This window comes from Streptomyces platensis (assembly GCF_008704855.1).
GTDB classification, from domain to species: domain Bacteria; phylum Actinomycetota; class Actinomycetes; order Streptomycetales; family Streptomycetaceae; genus Streptomyces; species Streptomyces platensis.
Genome location: NZ_CP023691.1, coordinates 5,785,998 through 5,799,467 on the forward strand (window position 1 = coordinate 5,785,998; position 13,470 = coordinate 5,799,467).

The 13,470-nt window shown below is 72.0% G+C and carries 11 protein-coding genes; 9 read left to right on the forward strand and 2 right to left on the reverse strand.

The features are described from left to right. The first annotated feature begins 53 nt into the window (after nt 1-53). The 4 genes from CP981_RS25745 (at nt 54) to CP981_RS25760 (ending at nt 7,334) form a co-directional block, all read left to right on the forward strand. Nucleotides 54-3,782, forward strand: coding sequence for an ATP-dependent helicase (locus tag CP981_RS25745; protein ID WP_150522370.1), 3,729 nt, complete (start codon nt 54-56; stop codon nt 3,780-3,782). Nucleotides 3,783-3,792: 10 nt separating this feature from the next. Then, nucleotides 3,793-5,193, forward strand: a complete 1,401-nt coding sequence (locus tag CP981_RS25750) for a dipeptidase (RefSeq protein ID WP_085922790.1) — start codon at nt 3,793-3,795, stop codon at nt 5,191-5,193. A 73-nt stretch (nt 5,194-5,266) separates the two neighbouring features. Continuing rightward, nucleotides 5,267-6,202 (forward strand): NAD(+) diphosphatase, encoded by a 936-nt coding sequence (gene nudC / locus CP981_RS25755; protein ID WP_085922791.1) that lies wholly within the window; start codon nt 5,267-5,269, stop codon nt 6,200-6,202. A gap of 298 nt (nt 6,203-6,500) precedes the next feature. Next, nucleotides 6,501-7,334 (forward strand): M55 family metallopeptidase, encoded by an 834-nt coding sequence (locus tag CP981_RS25760; RefSeq protein WP_085923000.1) that lies wholly within the window; start codon nt 6,501-6,503, stop codon nt 7,332-7,334. A 64-nt stretch (nt 7,335-7,398) separates the two neighbouring features. Here the strand turns inward: CP981_RS25760 and CP981_RS25765 are convergent, their stop codons facing one another. Beyond that, complete coding sequence (locus CP981_RS25765; protein WP_085923001.1) at nt 7,399-7,656, reverse strand: mycoredoxin; 258 nt, start codon at nt 7,654-7,656, stop codon at nt 7,399-7,401. Nucleotides 7,657-8,157: 501 nt separating this feature from the next. Between CP981_RS25765 and CP981_RS25770 the strand changes: the two genes are divergently transcribed. The 5 genes from CP981_RS25770 (at nt 8,158) to CP981_RS25790 (ending at nt 11,945) form a co-directional block, all read left to right on the forward strand. After that, nucleotides 8,158-10,386 (forward strand): UvrD-helicase domain-containing protein, encoded by a 2,229-nt coding sequence (locus CP981_RS25770; protein WP_167536155.1) that lies wholly within the window; start codon nt 8,158-8,160, stop codon nt 10,384-10,386. A gap of 145 nt (nt 10,387-10,531) precedes the next feature. Continuing rightward, nucleotides 10,532-10,858 (forward strand): hypothetical protein, encoded by a 327-nt coding sequence (locus tag CP981_RS25775; RefSeq protein ID WP_085922792.1) that lies wholly within the window; start codon nt 10,532-10,534, stop codon nt 10,856-10,858. 118 nt (nt 10,859-10,976) lie between these two features. Then, the gene (locus CP981_RS25780; RefSeq protein WP_085922793.1) at nt 10,977-11,330 is read left to right on the forward strand and encodes a WhiB family transcriptional regulator; all 354 of its coding nucleotides are present in this window, start codon (nt 10,977-10,979) and stop codon (nt 11,328-11,330) included. After that, complete coding sequence (locus tag CP981_RS25785) at nt 11,327-11,644, forward strand: hypothetical protein (protein WP_042148370.1); 318 nt, start codon at nt 11,327-11,329, stop codon at nt 11,642-11,644. Before CP981_RS25780 ends, CP981_RS25785 begins: the two co-directional genes overlap by 4 nt. A gap of 103 nt (nt 11,645-11,747) precedes the next feature. Beyond that, a complete protein-coding gene (locus CP981_RS25790) occupies nt 11,748-11,945 on the forward strand; it encodes a hypothetical protein (RefSeq protein WP_085922794.1) in 198 nt (65 codons plus the stop codon). Between the two features lie 77 nt (nt 11,946-12,022). On the opposite strand, the gene CP981_RS25795 is transcribed toward CP981_RS25790, so the two are convergent. Beyond that, the gene (locus CP981_RS25795; RefSeq protein WP_085922795.1) at nt 12,023-13,450 is read right to left on the reverse strand and encodes an ABC1 kinase family protein; all 1,428 of its coding nucleotides are present in this window, start codon (nt 13,448-13,450) and stop codon (nt 12,023-12,025) included. Between the last annotated feature and the right edge of the window lie 20 nt (nt 13,451-13,470).

A 13,470-nucleotide genomic window follows, 5' to 3' on the forward strand; every position in this document is an offset into this window, starting at 1 on the left:
GAGAGCGGGCCCAGCGCAGCGGATTGTCAGTGGCGACCGCTACGGTTTTTGTCGTGTCAGCTCGCCTCACCGACCCCGATCAGCTCAAGGAGCTGCTCGGCATCCCGTTCACCCCGGAGCAGACGGAGTGCATCACCGCCCCGCCCGCCCCGCAGGTCATCGTGGCCGGAGCCGGTTCCGGCAAGACCACGGTCATGGCCGCCCGGGTGGTGTGGCTGGTCGGCACCGGCCAGGTCGCCCCCGAACAGGTCCTCGGGCTGACCTTCACGAACAAGGCCGCCGGCGAACTCGCCGAACGCGTCCGTGCCGCGCTGCTCGCCGCCGGCGTCACCGACCCCGACGCCCTCCCGCCCGCCGGCGGCGCCCCCGACCAGCCCCCCGGCGAGCCGCGGATCTCCACCTACCACGCCTTCGCCGGCCAGCTCCTCAAGGACCACGGCCTGCGCATCGGCCTGGAGCCCGGCGCCCGGCTGCTCGCCGACGCCACCCGCTTCCAGCTCGCCGCCCGCACCCTGCGCGCCGCCCCCGGCCCCTACCCGGCGCTCACCACCTCCCTGCCCTCCCTCGTGGAGGACCTCCTCGCCCTGGACGCCGAGCTCGCCGAGCACCTGGTGGACCCCGCCGCACTCCGCGCCTACGACAGCGACCTCCTCGCCACCCTCGACGGCGTCAAGCTCACCAACGCCGACCTGCGCAAAGCCCCCGAAACCGCCCGCGGCCGCCGGGAACTCCTCGACCTCGTCACGGCCTACCGCAGCGAAAAGCGCCGCCGCGACCTCCTCGACTTCGGCGACCAGATCGCCCACTCCGCGACCCTCGCCACCACCCGCCCGGAAGTCGGCCGTATCCTGCGCGACGAATTCCGCGTCGTCCTGCTCGACGAGTACCAGGACACCTCCGTCGCCCAACGCCTGCTGCTCTCCGGCCTCTTCGGCGCCGGCACCGGCCACGCCGTCACCGCCGTCGGCGACCCCTGCCAGGCCATCTACGGCTGGCGCGGTGCCTCCGTGGCCAACTTGGACGACTTCCCCGACCACTTCCCCTTCGAGGACGGCGCCCCCGCCCGCCGGTATGCCCTCAGCGAGAACCGCCGCAGCGGCGGCCGCCTCCTCGACCTCGCCAACGGCCTCGCCGCCCCCCTCCGCCGGATGCACGAAGGCGTCGAAGCGCTGCGCCCCGCCCCCGGCGCCGAGCGCGACGGCCTCGTCCGCTGCGCCCTGCTGCCCACTCACGCCGAAGAGCTCAGCTGGCTCGCCGACTCCCTCGCCCACCTCGTCCACACGGGCACCCCGCCCGGGGAGATCGCCGTGCTCTGCCGCACCGCCGGCGACTTCGCCCGCATCCAGGGCGAACTGGTCGCCCGGGACGTCCCCGTGGAGGTCGTCGGCCTCTCCGGGCTGCTGCATCTGCCCGAGATCGCCGACCTCGTCGCCGTCTGCGAAGTGCTCCAGGACCCCACGGCCAACGCCGCCCTGGTCCGCCTGCTGATCGGCCCGCGCTGGCGGATCGGCCCCCGCGACCTGGCGCTCCTGGGCCGCCGCGCCCGCACCCTCGTCCACCACGGCGGCCCCTCCGATGACCCCGCACAGCGGCTCGCGGAGGCCGTCGAAGGCGTCGACCCCGCCGAAACCATCTCGCTCGCCGACGCCCTCGACACCTTCCTGGAAGCCGACGGACCCGACGACGGCCTCCCGTTCTCCGCCGAGGCCCGGGTGCGCTTCGCCTACCTCGCCACCGAACTCCGCGACCTGCGCCGCTCCCTGGGCGACCCCCTCATGGACGTGCTCCACCGGGTGCTCGCCGCCACCGGCCTGGAAGTCGAACTGTCCGCCTCCCCGCACGCCCTCGCCGCCCGCCGCCGCGAAACCCTCGGCACCTTCCTCGACATCGCGGCCGGATTCGCCGCCAAACAGGGCGGTGAATCCCTCGACGGCGATGCCACCCTCCTCGCCTTCCTCGGCTTCCTGCGCACCGCCGTCCAGTACGAGAAGGGCCTCGACAGCTCCCTCCCCGGAGGCGACAACACCGTCAAGGTGCTCACCGCCCACAAGTCCAAGGGCCTGGAATGGGACGTCGTCGCCGTCCCCGGCCTGGTCGGCAAGCAATTCCCCAGCGAACAGGCCCGCGAGTCCTGGACCAGCCGCCCCAAGGTCCTCCCGCACGCCCTGCGCGGCGACGCGGCGACCCTCCCCGACGTCGAGGAATGGACCGCCCGCGGCCTGAAATCCTTCAAGGAGGCGATGAAGCACCACCAGGAAACCGAGGAACTCCGCCTCGGCTACGTCACCTTCACCCGCCCCCGCTCCCTGCTCCTCGGCTCCGGCCACTGGTGGGGCCCCCAGCAGAAGCGGCCGCGCGGCCCGTCCGTCTTCCTGGAGGCCCTGCGCGAGCACTGCGAAGCCGGCCATGGCGAGATCGAGCACTGGGCCGAGGCCCCCGAGGACGGCGACGAGAACCCGGCCCTCTCCGAGGCCGCCACGGAACAGGCCTGGCCCCTGCCCCTCGACCCCGCCGCCACCGCCCGCCGTCGCCGCGCCGCGGCCACGGTCCGCGCCCATCTGGAGCGCAGGACGGCGGGCCCGGGGTCGGCCGCCTCCGTACCCGCCGCACCCGCACGGTTCGCCCACGACCCCGACTGGCCGCCGGCCCCGCCGGAGGACACCTGGGACGGCGACCCGTACGAGGTCCCCGAGGCGGACCCGTTCGACCTTCCGGAGGCCGGGCCGTTCGACGAGGCCGCGCCGTATGGCTTCGACGAGGCCGCGCCGTATGAGGCGGCCGAGGCCGATCCCTTCGACGGGGATGACCTTGAAGCCGGACCGTTCGAGGACACCGGCTCGTTGGGGGACGCCACGGCGCACGCGGGCCCGACGTATGCCACCCCCGAGGCGGAGGCCGAGGCCCAGGCCGAGAGCGAGACCGCCCCCGCCCCCACGGCGGACCCGGCCGCCCCCCGCCCCCACATCGTCGCCCAGCGCTCCACCGAACCCGACCTCACCGGCCTGCCCGACCCGGCCCACCCGGCCCACGAGGCCGACACCACACCCCACCCCCTCCTCCCCGAAGAGCGCCGCACCATCGGCTCCTGGGACCGCGATCTGGACGCCCTCGCCGCCGAGCTGCGCCGCGCCCGCGCGACCGTCCGCGACGTCCCGCTGCCGTCCGCGCTCAGCGCCACCCAGCTCCTGCGCCTCGCCGCCGACCCGGACGGCTTCGCCCGCGAACTGGCCCGCCCCATGCCGCGCCCGCCCCAGCCCGGCGCCCGCCGCGGCACCCGCTTCCACGCCTGGGTGGAATCCCGCTTCGAAGAACTCACGCTGCCGCTGCTCGGCCCCGACGAACTGCCGGGCGCCGAACCGGGCGAGGAGACCGAGATCGTCGACGAGCACGACCTCGAAGCCCTCAAGGAAGCCTTCGCCCGTACCCCGTACGCCCACCGCACCCCCTACCGGGTCGAGGCCCCCTTCCAGCTGACCCTCGCGGGCCGGATGATCCGCGGCCGGATCGACGCCGTCTACAAGGAGCCCGGACCCGACGGCGACCGCTTCGAGATCGTCGACTGGAAAACCGGCCGCGCCCACACCGCCGACCCCCTCCAGCTGGCGATCTACCGCCTCGCCTGGGCCGAGCGCCACGGCCTGGCGCCGTCCGCCGTCGACGCCGCCTTCCTCTATGTCCGCACCGGCGAGGTCGTCAGACCCACCCGGCTCCCCGGCCGGGCCGGACTCGAACGCATCCTCCTCGGCGAGACCGCCGACCTGCCTCCCCCGGAAGGCCGATAGGCTCGGTCGTATGAGCACAACCCCGGACAGCGCCGTCCGCGCGTACCTCACCCTCCACCGCGAGGCCTTCCTCGAAGACCTCGCCGAATGGCTGCGCATCCCCTCCGTGTCCGCCGACCCGGAGCGCGCCGGCGATGTCCGCCGCAGTGCCGAATGGCTCGCCGCGAAGCTCACCGACACCGGCTTCCCGACCACCGAGATCTGGGAGACCGGCGGCCTGCCCGCGGTCTTCGCCGAATGGCCCTCCGGTGACCCGTCCGCGCCGACCGTGCTCGTCTACGGCCACCACGACGTCCAGCCCGCCGCCCGCGAGGACGGCTGGCACACCGACCCCTTCGCGCCGCAGACCATCGACGGCAAGCTCTACGCCCGGGGCGCCGCCGACGACAAGGGCCAGGTGTTCTTCCACACCCTGGGCGTCCGCGCGCACCTCGCCGCGACCGGCCGCACCGCCCCCGCCGTCAACCTCAAGCTGCTGATCGAGGGCGAGGAGGAGTCCGGCTCACCGAACTTCCCGGCCCTGATCGAAAAGCACGCCGACCGCCTCGCCTGCGACGCGGTGATCGTCTCCGACACCGGCATGTGGTCCAAGGACACCCCCACGGTGTGCACCGGCATGCGCGGCCTGACGGACTGTCAGATCGACCTCTACGGCCCCGACCAGGACATCCACTCCGGATCGTTCGGCGGCGCCGTCCCCAACCCCGCCACCGAGGCCGCCCGGCTGGCCGCCGCCCTGCACGACGCCGACCGCCGGGTCGCCGTCCCCGGCTTCTACGACGGCATGATCGAACTCACCGACCAGGAACGGGAACTCTTCGCCGAGCTCCCCTTCGACGAGGCGGAATGGCTGCGCACCGCGCACTCCCACGCCACCCTCGGCGAGGCCGGCAGCACGACCCTGGAACGCATCTGGGCCCGCCCCACCGCCGAGGTCAACGGCATCGGCGGCGGCTACCAAGGCCCCGGCGGCAAGACCATCGTGCCCGCCAGCGCCCAGCTCAAGCTGTCCTTCCGGCTGGTCGCGGGCCAGAACGCCGCCGCCGTGCAGCAGTCCGTACGCGACTGGGTCGCCGCACGCCTCCCGGCCGGCATCCGCCACGAGATCTCCTTCTGGGGCGCCACCCGCCCCTGCCTCACCCCGCTCGACCACCCCGCGCTCCAGTCCGTCGTCCGCGCCATGGGCCGGGCCTTCGGCCAGAAGATCCGCTTCACCCGCGAGGGCGGCTCCGGACCGGCCGCCGACCTCCAGGACGTCCTCGGCGTCCCGGTGCTCTTCCTCGGCATCTCCATCCCGTCCGACGGCTGGCACGCACCGAACGAAAAGGTCGAGCTCGACCTGCTGATGAAGGGCGTCGAGACCGCCGCCCACCTCTGGGGCGACCTGGCGGAGACCTGGCCAACGGCCTGACCGCGCGCACCGCCGTACCGACCCGCGCCCGTACGCAGCAATCACCCACGCCATAGGGGGAGTTGGAACACCAGTGACCACCTGGACCGACCACAGCGCCGACCGTCCGATCACCTTCAGCGCACCGAGCGGAATCGACCGCTCCGCCCATCACCGCCTCGACGAGGCCTGGCTGGCGGCGGCCTGGAGCCACCCGACGACGCGCGTCTTCGTGGTGTCCGGCGGCCAGGCGCTGATCGACGACACCCCCGACGGCCGTACCGAGCTGATCATGACGCCGTCCTTCGAGGCGCCGCTGACCGAGGCCCACCGCTACTACCTCGGCACCGACGACGACGGCGTCAGCTACTTCGCCCTCCAGAAGGACTCACTGCCCGGCCGCATGGACCAGTCCGCGCGCCCGGCGGGCCTGCGCGAGGCCGGCCTGCTGCTGTCGCCCCGCGACGCCGGCCTCCTCGTGCACGCCGTCGCCCTCGAAAACTGGCAGCGGCTGCACCGCTTCTGCTCCCGCTGCGGCGAACGCACCGTCATCGCCGCCGCCGGCCACATCCGCCGCTGCCCGGCCTGCGGCGCCGAGCACTACCCGCGCACCGACCCGGCCGTGATCATGCTCGTCACCGACGAGGAGGACCGCGCACTCCTGGGCCGCCAGGTCCACTGGCCCGAGGGCCGCTTCTCCACCCTTGCGGGCTTCGTCGAGCCGGGCGAGTCCATCGAGCAGTCGGTGGCCCGCGAGGTCTTCGAGGAGGCCGGCGTCGTCGTCGGCGAGGTCGAATACATCGCCAGCCAGCCCTGGCCCTTCCCCTCCAGCCTGATGCTGGGCTTCATGGCCCGCGCCACCTCCGCCGAGATCCAGGTCGACGGCGAGGAAATCGAAGAGGCCCGCTGGTTCTCCCGCGAGGACCTCCGCACCGCCTTCGAATCCGGCGAGGTCCTCCCGCCCTACGGCATCTCGATCGCCGCCCGCCTGATCGAGCTCTGGTACGGCAAGCCCCTGCCGAAGCCGTGAGCGGGCCCGCGGCCGGTCCACGGGGCCGGCCGCGCCTGATGCGGGGATGCCGTGATGAGGGGATGCCCTGGTGTCCGGATGCGGCGGGGTCCTGGCGACCTGACAGCGGGCAGCCGAGCCGCGTCCGAGCCGCGCCGCGTCCGGGGCGCGTGGGTGAGCCGGTGCGGCCATGTCTGCCTGCGGCTCGATTTCGTCCGAGAACCGCTCGACCCGTGTGATCGCTCCCGACCATGATGACCACGTCGTGATCATTGGTTGGCCGGGAGCGGGGCCCGAGGGCCGGAGCGGAGGCGTGGACGTGCAGGTTTACATCAGCGCGGACATGGAAGGCGTCACCGGGCTGGTGGACGCCCATGACGTACAGCTGGGTGGGCACGACTACGAGCACGGTCGCGTCATGATGACCGAGGACGTGAACGCGGCCATACGCGGAGCGCTCTCGGCCGGTGCGACCAGGGTGCTGGTCAACGACGCACACAGTGCCATGCGGAACCTGCTCGCGGATCAGCTGCACCCCGAGGCCGAGCTGGTCAGAGGCAAGCCCAAGCGGATGGGGATGCTCGAAGGGCTGGACGGCGCCTTCGACGCGGTGATGTGCATCGGGTACCACGCGCGTGCCGGCGCTCTCGGCGTGCTCAGCCACAGCTACATGGGCCACGAGATCGAAGACATGTGGCTGGACGACCGCCCCATGGGCGAGATCGGGTTCGCGCAGGCCACCGCCGCCGCGATGGGAGTGCCCGTGGTCACGCTTTCCGGCGACGACGCGGCGTGTGACGAGATGAACGCCTGGGATGCCCGGGTCGTCACGGCCCCGGTGAAATACGCCCGGGACCGGTTCAGCGCCCGACTGCGGCCCGCGACGGAAGCCCGTAAGGCGATCGAGGAGGCTGCCGCCGAGGGTGCGCGCCGTGCTTCCCGGCTCCGGCCGCCCTTCACGGAAGCCCCCTCAACCCTGGCGGTCCGCTGGCAATCGGCCACCGTGGCCGCTCAGCTCGAAGTGATCCCCGGGGTCACGCTGAGAGACTCACGCACCGCCGAGGTGACGGAGGCCGTACCGCAGCTCTTCCGGCTCTTCGGCCTCTTCATGAGGGTGGCAGCGTCGCTCACCGACCAGCGGCCGTATTGCTGATCGGCCGAGAGCAAGGCTAGGCCCTCGCCGAAGAACGTCGGACGAGGGCTGCGTCCTCTGCGGATCAGACGCCGAGCGCCTGCTTCACCTGGGCAAGGCTCGGGTTGGTCATGACGACCTCGGCGTCTCCCTGGGTGGGGACCACCCGAACCGTGGGCACCGTCTGGTTGCCGCCGTTCGCCTTCTCCACGAACGCCGCGGACTCCGGGTCGTGCTCGATGTTGATCTCGGTGTAGGCGATGCCCTCGCGGTCCATCTGGCCCTTCAGCCGACGGCAGTAGCCACACCAGGTCGTGCTGTACATCGTCACAGTGCCCGCCATGCGTCCTGCGCTCCTTCACTAAGTCTTGATCCAATACCACCCGCATCCGTACCTGACGCGGCCAAGCAACTCAACGCACATCCCCCCTCAGCCATTCCCGGCCACCGGAACGGCGTCGGGAAGGGCCTTGGGAACGGTCTTGGGGAGGGGCTCCGGAACGGCCTTGCCCCCGCCTCGCCCTACCCGCGTCGCCCCCCCCGGGGGGCACGCCCCCACCCCTCCCCACCCCAACCCCCACCGACCAAAGCCGCCCCGCAAAGCTGCCCGCAGCCCAGCCCAGCCCAGCCCAGCCCAGCCCTGCCCCGCACCACATCCACGAGCCCCGCTCGCCCGCCCTCGCCCGGTACCTCCGCCCGCCGCCTCCGACCGCTGAGACCAGCAAAGCACCCGCCGGCGCCCCGCACCCTCCGCTGTCCACAGTGGCCCGGCCCCGTACGACCGGTTCCCGCGGGCTGTGGACAGCTGTCCCGGGCGTCCCGGCGGACCTGGCAGCATGGCGGGGTGACAGCAGCAACGGACTCCTCTCTTTTCCCGCAGGTGCCTGACTCGGCCGACGGGGTGCTCGACGGGCTCGACCCCGAGCAGCGCGAGGTCGCGACGGCGCTGAACGGTCCGGTGTGTGTGCTGGCCGGTGCCGGCACGGGCAAGACCCGCGCGATCACCCACCGGATCGCGTACGGGGTGCGGGCCGGGATTCTCCAGCCCGCGAGTGTGCTCGCCGTCACGTTCACGGCCCGCGCGGCCGGCGAGATGCGCGGCCGGCTGCGTCAGCTCGGTGCGGGCGGGGTCCAGGCCAGGACGTTCCACTCCGCGGCGCTGCGGCAGCTCCAGTTCTTCTGGCCGAAAGCCGTCGGTGGGGAGGTCCCGCGGCTGCTGGAGCGCAAGATCCAGCTCGTCGCCGAGGCCGCCGCCCGCTGCCGCATCCGGCTCGACCGCAATGAGCTGCGCGATGTCACGGCGGAGATCGAGTGGTCCAAGGTCACCCAGACCGTTCCGGCCGACTATCCGGCGGCGGTCGCCAAGGCCGGCCGGGAGGCCCCGCGCGACCCGGCCGAGGTCGGGCAGATCTACGGCACGTACGAGCAGCTCAAGCGCGACCGGGGCACCATCGACTTCGAGGACGTGCTGCTGCTCACGGTCGGTGTCCTACAGGACCGGCACGACATCGCGGAGCAAGTCCGTACGCAGTATCAGCACTTCGTCGTCGACGAGTACCAGGACGTCAGCCCGCTCCAGCAGCGGCTGCTGGATCTGTGGCTGGGGGACCGTGACAACCTCTGCGTGGTCGGCGACGCCAGCCAGACGATCTACAGCTTCACCGGCGCCACCCCCGACCACCTCCTCAACTTCCGCACCCGCCATCCGAACGCGACGGTCGTCAAGCTCGTCCGCGACTACCGCTCCAGCCCCCAGGTCGTGCACCTCGCCAACGGCCTGCTCTCCCAGGCCCGGGGGCGGGCCGCCGAGCACCGCCTGGAGCTGATCTCGCAGCGGGACGCGGGCCCCGAGCCCGTCTACACGGAGTACGCCGACGAGCCCGCCGAGGCCGAGGGCACCGCCCGCCGGATCCGCGACCTGATCGCTTCCGGGGTGTCGGCGGGGGAGATCGCCGTCCTCTTCCGCATCAACGCCCAGTCCGAGGTCTATGAGCAGGCGCTGGCCGATGCCGGGGTGCCGTATCAGCTGCGGGGCGCCGAGCGGTTCTTCGAACGGCCGGAGGTGCGCGAGGCGGGCGTCAAACTGCGGGGCGCCGCCCGCTTCGGGGGCAACGACGCGCTGCTCGACGACGCGCTGGACCTGCCGTCCGAGGTGCGGGCGGTGCTCAGTGACATGGGCTGGACCAGCCGGCCCCCGGCCGGTTCCGGGGCGGTGCGGGACCGCTGGGAGTCCCTGGCCGCTCTGGTGCGGCTCGCCGAGGACTTCGCCCGGGCCCGGCCCACAGCCACCCTCGCCGACCTCGTCGCCGAACTGGACGAGCGGGCCAACGCGCAGCACGCCCCGACGGTCGAAGGCGTGACCCTCGCGTCCCTGCACGCCGCCAAGGGCCTGGAGTGGGAAGCCGTCTTCCTGGTCGGTCTCACCGAAGGCATGATGCCGATCACCTACGCCAAGACCGACGAGCAGATAGAGGAGGAGCGCCGGCTCCTGTATGTCGGCGTGACCCGCGCCCGCCTCCATCTGGGGCTGTCCTGGTCGCTGGCGCGCTCGCCGGGCGGGCGGGCCTCCCGCCGTCCCAGCCGGTTCCTGAGCGGCCTGCGGCCGGGCTCCGGGGCGGTGGCGGGCCGCCGCACACCGGGCGCGGTCTCAGGGGGCGTCGAGCGCGGCGACGGGACGGCGCCGGTGGCTCGGCGCACCAAGCACCGCAGCCCGGCACGCTGCCGGGTCTGCAACAGGACACTCACGGACCCGGGTGAGATGAAGCTGATGCGGTGTGAGGACTGCCCTTCGGAGCTGGACGAGGCACTCTACGAGCGGCTGACCGACTGGCGGGCCGAGCAGGCCGCGCGCTCCCGGCAGCCCGCGTACTGCATCTTCACCGACAAGACACTGATGGCGATCGCGGAGGCCGTTCCGGGAACCGAAGCGGAGCTTGCGGTCATCTCAGGAGTGGGGCGGCGGAAGTTCGACCGCTACGGCAGTGAGGTGCTGGCGATCTGTGCCGGCGAGGAGCTCGTGGGGGTCTCTGAGGAGGGGCCCGAAGGCGCCGCGGAAAACTCGTCGAAAAAATAGTTTGCGCCCGCGGAGCACCGCCCCATAGCCTTCAGAAGCAACGGAGACAACGGTTTCTTTCCGAGATCCGATGGATCCGTGCTGTACTTGAACACCCTGGAACGGGATTCCCGGTCCACCGAGACGCCGAGAGGAGGCGAGACCAGTGATCAGCATCATCGAGACCAACAAAATGACCGATCTCTCGGTCGTCGCCCCCTGCACGCTCGACTCCTCGCTCCCTGGCACCGGTCTGTCCGGCTTCGGCCGCCTGTCCGGTACCGAGGTCGCGCGCCCCGAGTCCCTCATTGTGCTGCCGCGCAGTGAGCGCACCGCGCGACCGACCGAGGCACCTGCGGCCGCAGTAGTGGCGGCATCGGCGAATGCCTTTGCCTTCGCGGCAGCCAACGGTGCCGAATCCCGGCAGCAGTACCAGACGAAGCATGAAATGTGGGCCTACCGCGGCCTCGAACCCTGGAGAGATCCAGCCTGATCGGCACGATCAGGTCGGCACCTTCCAGGGCCGCGGAACCCACACCGGGATCCGCGGCCCTTTTGTTTGCCCAAGCGCCCGCCACCAGCCGGGCCGAACAGACGAGGAACACACCACCGTGCAACTCCAGACGCACACCCCGTCCGTAGCAACCGACCTGATCCCTCCGCCCGACCCCCAGGAGAACTCCTTGCTGCCCCTCACCGAGCTCGACGACGAGATCGACCGCCTCGGCGCTGCCGTTCCGTGCCGGACCTACGACCCGGAGGTCTTCTTCGCCGAGTCCCCGGCCGACGTCGAGTACGCCAAGGCGCTGTGCCAGACCTGCCCCGTCCGCGAGGCCTGCCTTGCCGGTGCCAAGGACCGCCGTGAGCCGTGGGGCGTCTGGGGCGGCGAGCTCTTCGTCCAGGGCGTTGTCGTGCCGCGGAAGCGGCCGCGTGGCCGTCCGCGCAAGAACCCGGTCGCGGCATGAACACCATCGGCACAGGAACGATCGATCGTCCCCTCACACGGGATCCCCAGAAGCAGGACCTCACGATGAACCCCACCTTCACCGACACACCCGTCCCCGTGAACACCGACGTGATCGAGTCGCGTCAGAACAGGAACCATGCCATGCAACTCATCCCAGAAGCCCTGGCTCGTGCCCATATGCACGAACGGCTGCGGGAGGCCGAATCGGAACGCAGGGCGCATCGGCTCGCGGCCGCGCGGCGTATGCAGCGGCGCGCCGAGCGCGCGTCGCTGCGTGCCCGTCGTGCGCTGGCCATGGCCGTGATGCAGTAACGGCGGTGCGCTGATACCGCCACCTACGGGGTCCGTCCGACAGGGCGGGCCCCGTGGTGCGTTATATCCCGCTTCCAGCGGTTGGCGGGGATATCGTCGGACGGTGGACCAGAAGACGCAGGAACAGGCGGAGTTGGCCGACGGGAACACGGTGTGCGCCGGCTGCGGTGCGGTGGCCGAGGGCACCCCGCCGACCTGGACCTGCTCCGTCGAGAACGGTGAACGCCGCTACTTCTGCGACGAGTGCGCGCGGGAGAACCTCCGGGCCATCGAGGGACGCCTGGATTCGACCTGGTGGTGAGGCCCCTTGGCGCGGAGCCCCGGAGACCCGGGGCCGCCGTGCCCGCTCCGCCGGCGGAGCGGGCGGCCGGGGCGGGCTCAGGCAGTGGACCCTTCGACGGCCTCCTCGCTGATGTCGGCGCTGATGACCGTGTCGAAGCCGGTGAGCTCCGAGCCGGCCGGCTCCTCCTCGGGCACAAAGCCGGGCATCCATGCCTCGAGTTCGTCACGCAGCCGTACCGTCGCCCCCAACTGGCACAGCACCCCGATCGTGCTCAGGGTCACCCGGTGGATCAGAAGGTACGCGGGCGGCAGATTCAGCTGTTTGCCCAACTGGTGGGCGGGCGAGCGCGGGTCCCCGACCCGGGCCGCCTGCCGGCGCATCCAGCCGCGGGTGAAGGTGAACTCGTCCACCTGCGCGGGTTCGATGATCGGCAGCAGATACTCCAGCACCGCGTCCGGGTCCAGCTCGATGGACTCCTTGACGAAGCCCTCCTCGCACAGCTGCTGGTAGACGGCGTCCGCCTCGCCGTCCAGCGTCATCCGCAGTGACGTACCGATCGTCGGCGGCAGTCCGTCGGGGAGCCGGTCGACGGTGCCGAAGTCCAGCACCCCCAGCCGCCACTCCTCGACCGGGCCGTCCGGGTGGTCCCCGGCCAGCAGCCGGAAGTTGCCCGGATGCGGGTCGGCGTGCAGCAGGCCCGTACGGGCGGGGCCGGAGAAGAGGAAGCGCGCCAGGAGCTGGCCGGCCCGGTCCCGCTGTGCGTCGGTGCCGTTCGCGATCACCTCGGACAGCGGCAGTCCCGCCATCCACTCCGTCACCAGCACCTGGTCGCACTGGTGGACCACGGCCGGCACCACCACATCCGGGTCGTCGGCGAACTCCTCTGCATGGGCCCGCTGGGCCTCCGCCTCCAGGGAGTAGTCCAGCTCCTCCGACACCCGGTCACGCAGCTCGGTGATCAGCGGCTTGATGTCCATGCCCGGGATCAGCGGACCCAGCAGCCGGGCGAACCGGCTCAGCTGCGACAGATCCGACAGCAGCGCCTGACCGGCCCCCGGATACTGCACCTTGACCGCCACCTCGCGGCCGTCGTGCCACACCCCCCGGTGCACCTGCCCGATCGAGGCCGCCGCGGCCGGCTTGTCCTCGAACTCCTCGAACAGCTCCTGCCAGTCCTCGCCGAGCTGCTCCGCCAGCACCGCGTGCACCGTGCTCGTCGGCATCGGCGGCGCCGCTTCCTGAAGTTTCGTCAGAGCGGCGCGGTACGGGCCGGCGATCTCCTCGGGCAGCGCCGACTCGAAGACGGACAGCGCCTGCCCGAACTTCATCGCCCCGCCCTTCAGTTCGCCGAGCACCTTGAAGAGCTGTTCCGCGGTGCGCTGTTGCAGCTCACGGCCGACGATCTCGGCGGATCTGCCGCCGATCCGCTTGCCCAGGCCCCAAGTGGCGCGGCCGGCGAACCCCAGTGGCAGCGCGGCCAGCTTGGCGGTGCGGGTGACCGCCTTGCGGGGAAGATCAGACATGCGCCCCTCCAACTCACACT

Excerpts from the sequence above, each read along its gene's own strand:
- CP981_RS25750 (WP_085922790.1), top strand. The coding sequence starts at position 3,793 with ATGAGCACAACCCCGGACAGCGCCGTCCGCGCGTACCTCACCCTCCAC.
- CP981_RS25795 (WP_085922795.1), bottom strand. The coding sequence starts at position 13,450 with ATGTCTGATCTTCCCCGCAAGGCGGTCACCCGCACCGCCAAGCTGGCC.
- CP981_RS25785 (WP_042148370.1), top strand. The coding sequence starts at position 11,327 with ATGAACACCATCGGCACAGGAACGATCGATCGTCCCCTCACACGGGAT.
- CP981_RS25765 (WP_085923001.1), bottom strand. The coding sequence starts at position 7,656 with ATGGCGGGCACTGTGACGATGTACAGCACGACCTGGTGTGGCTACTGC.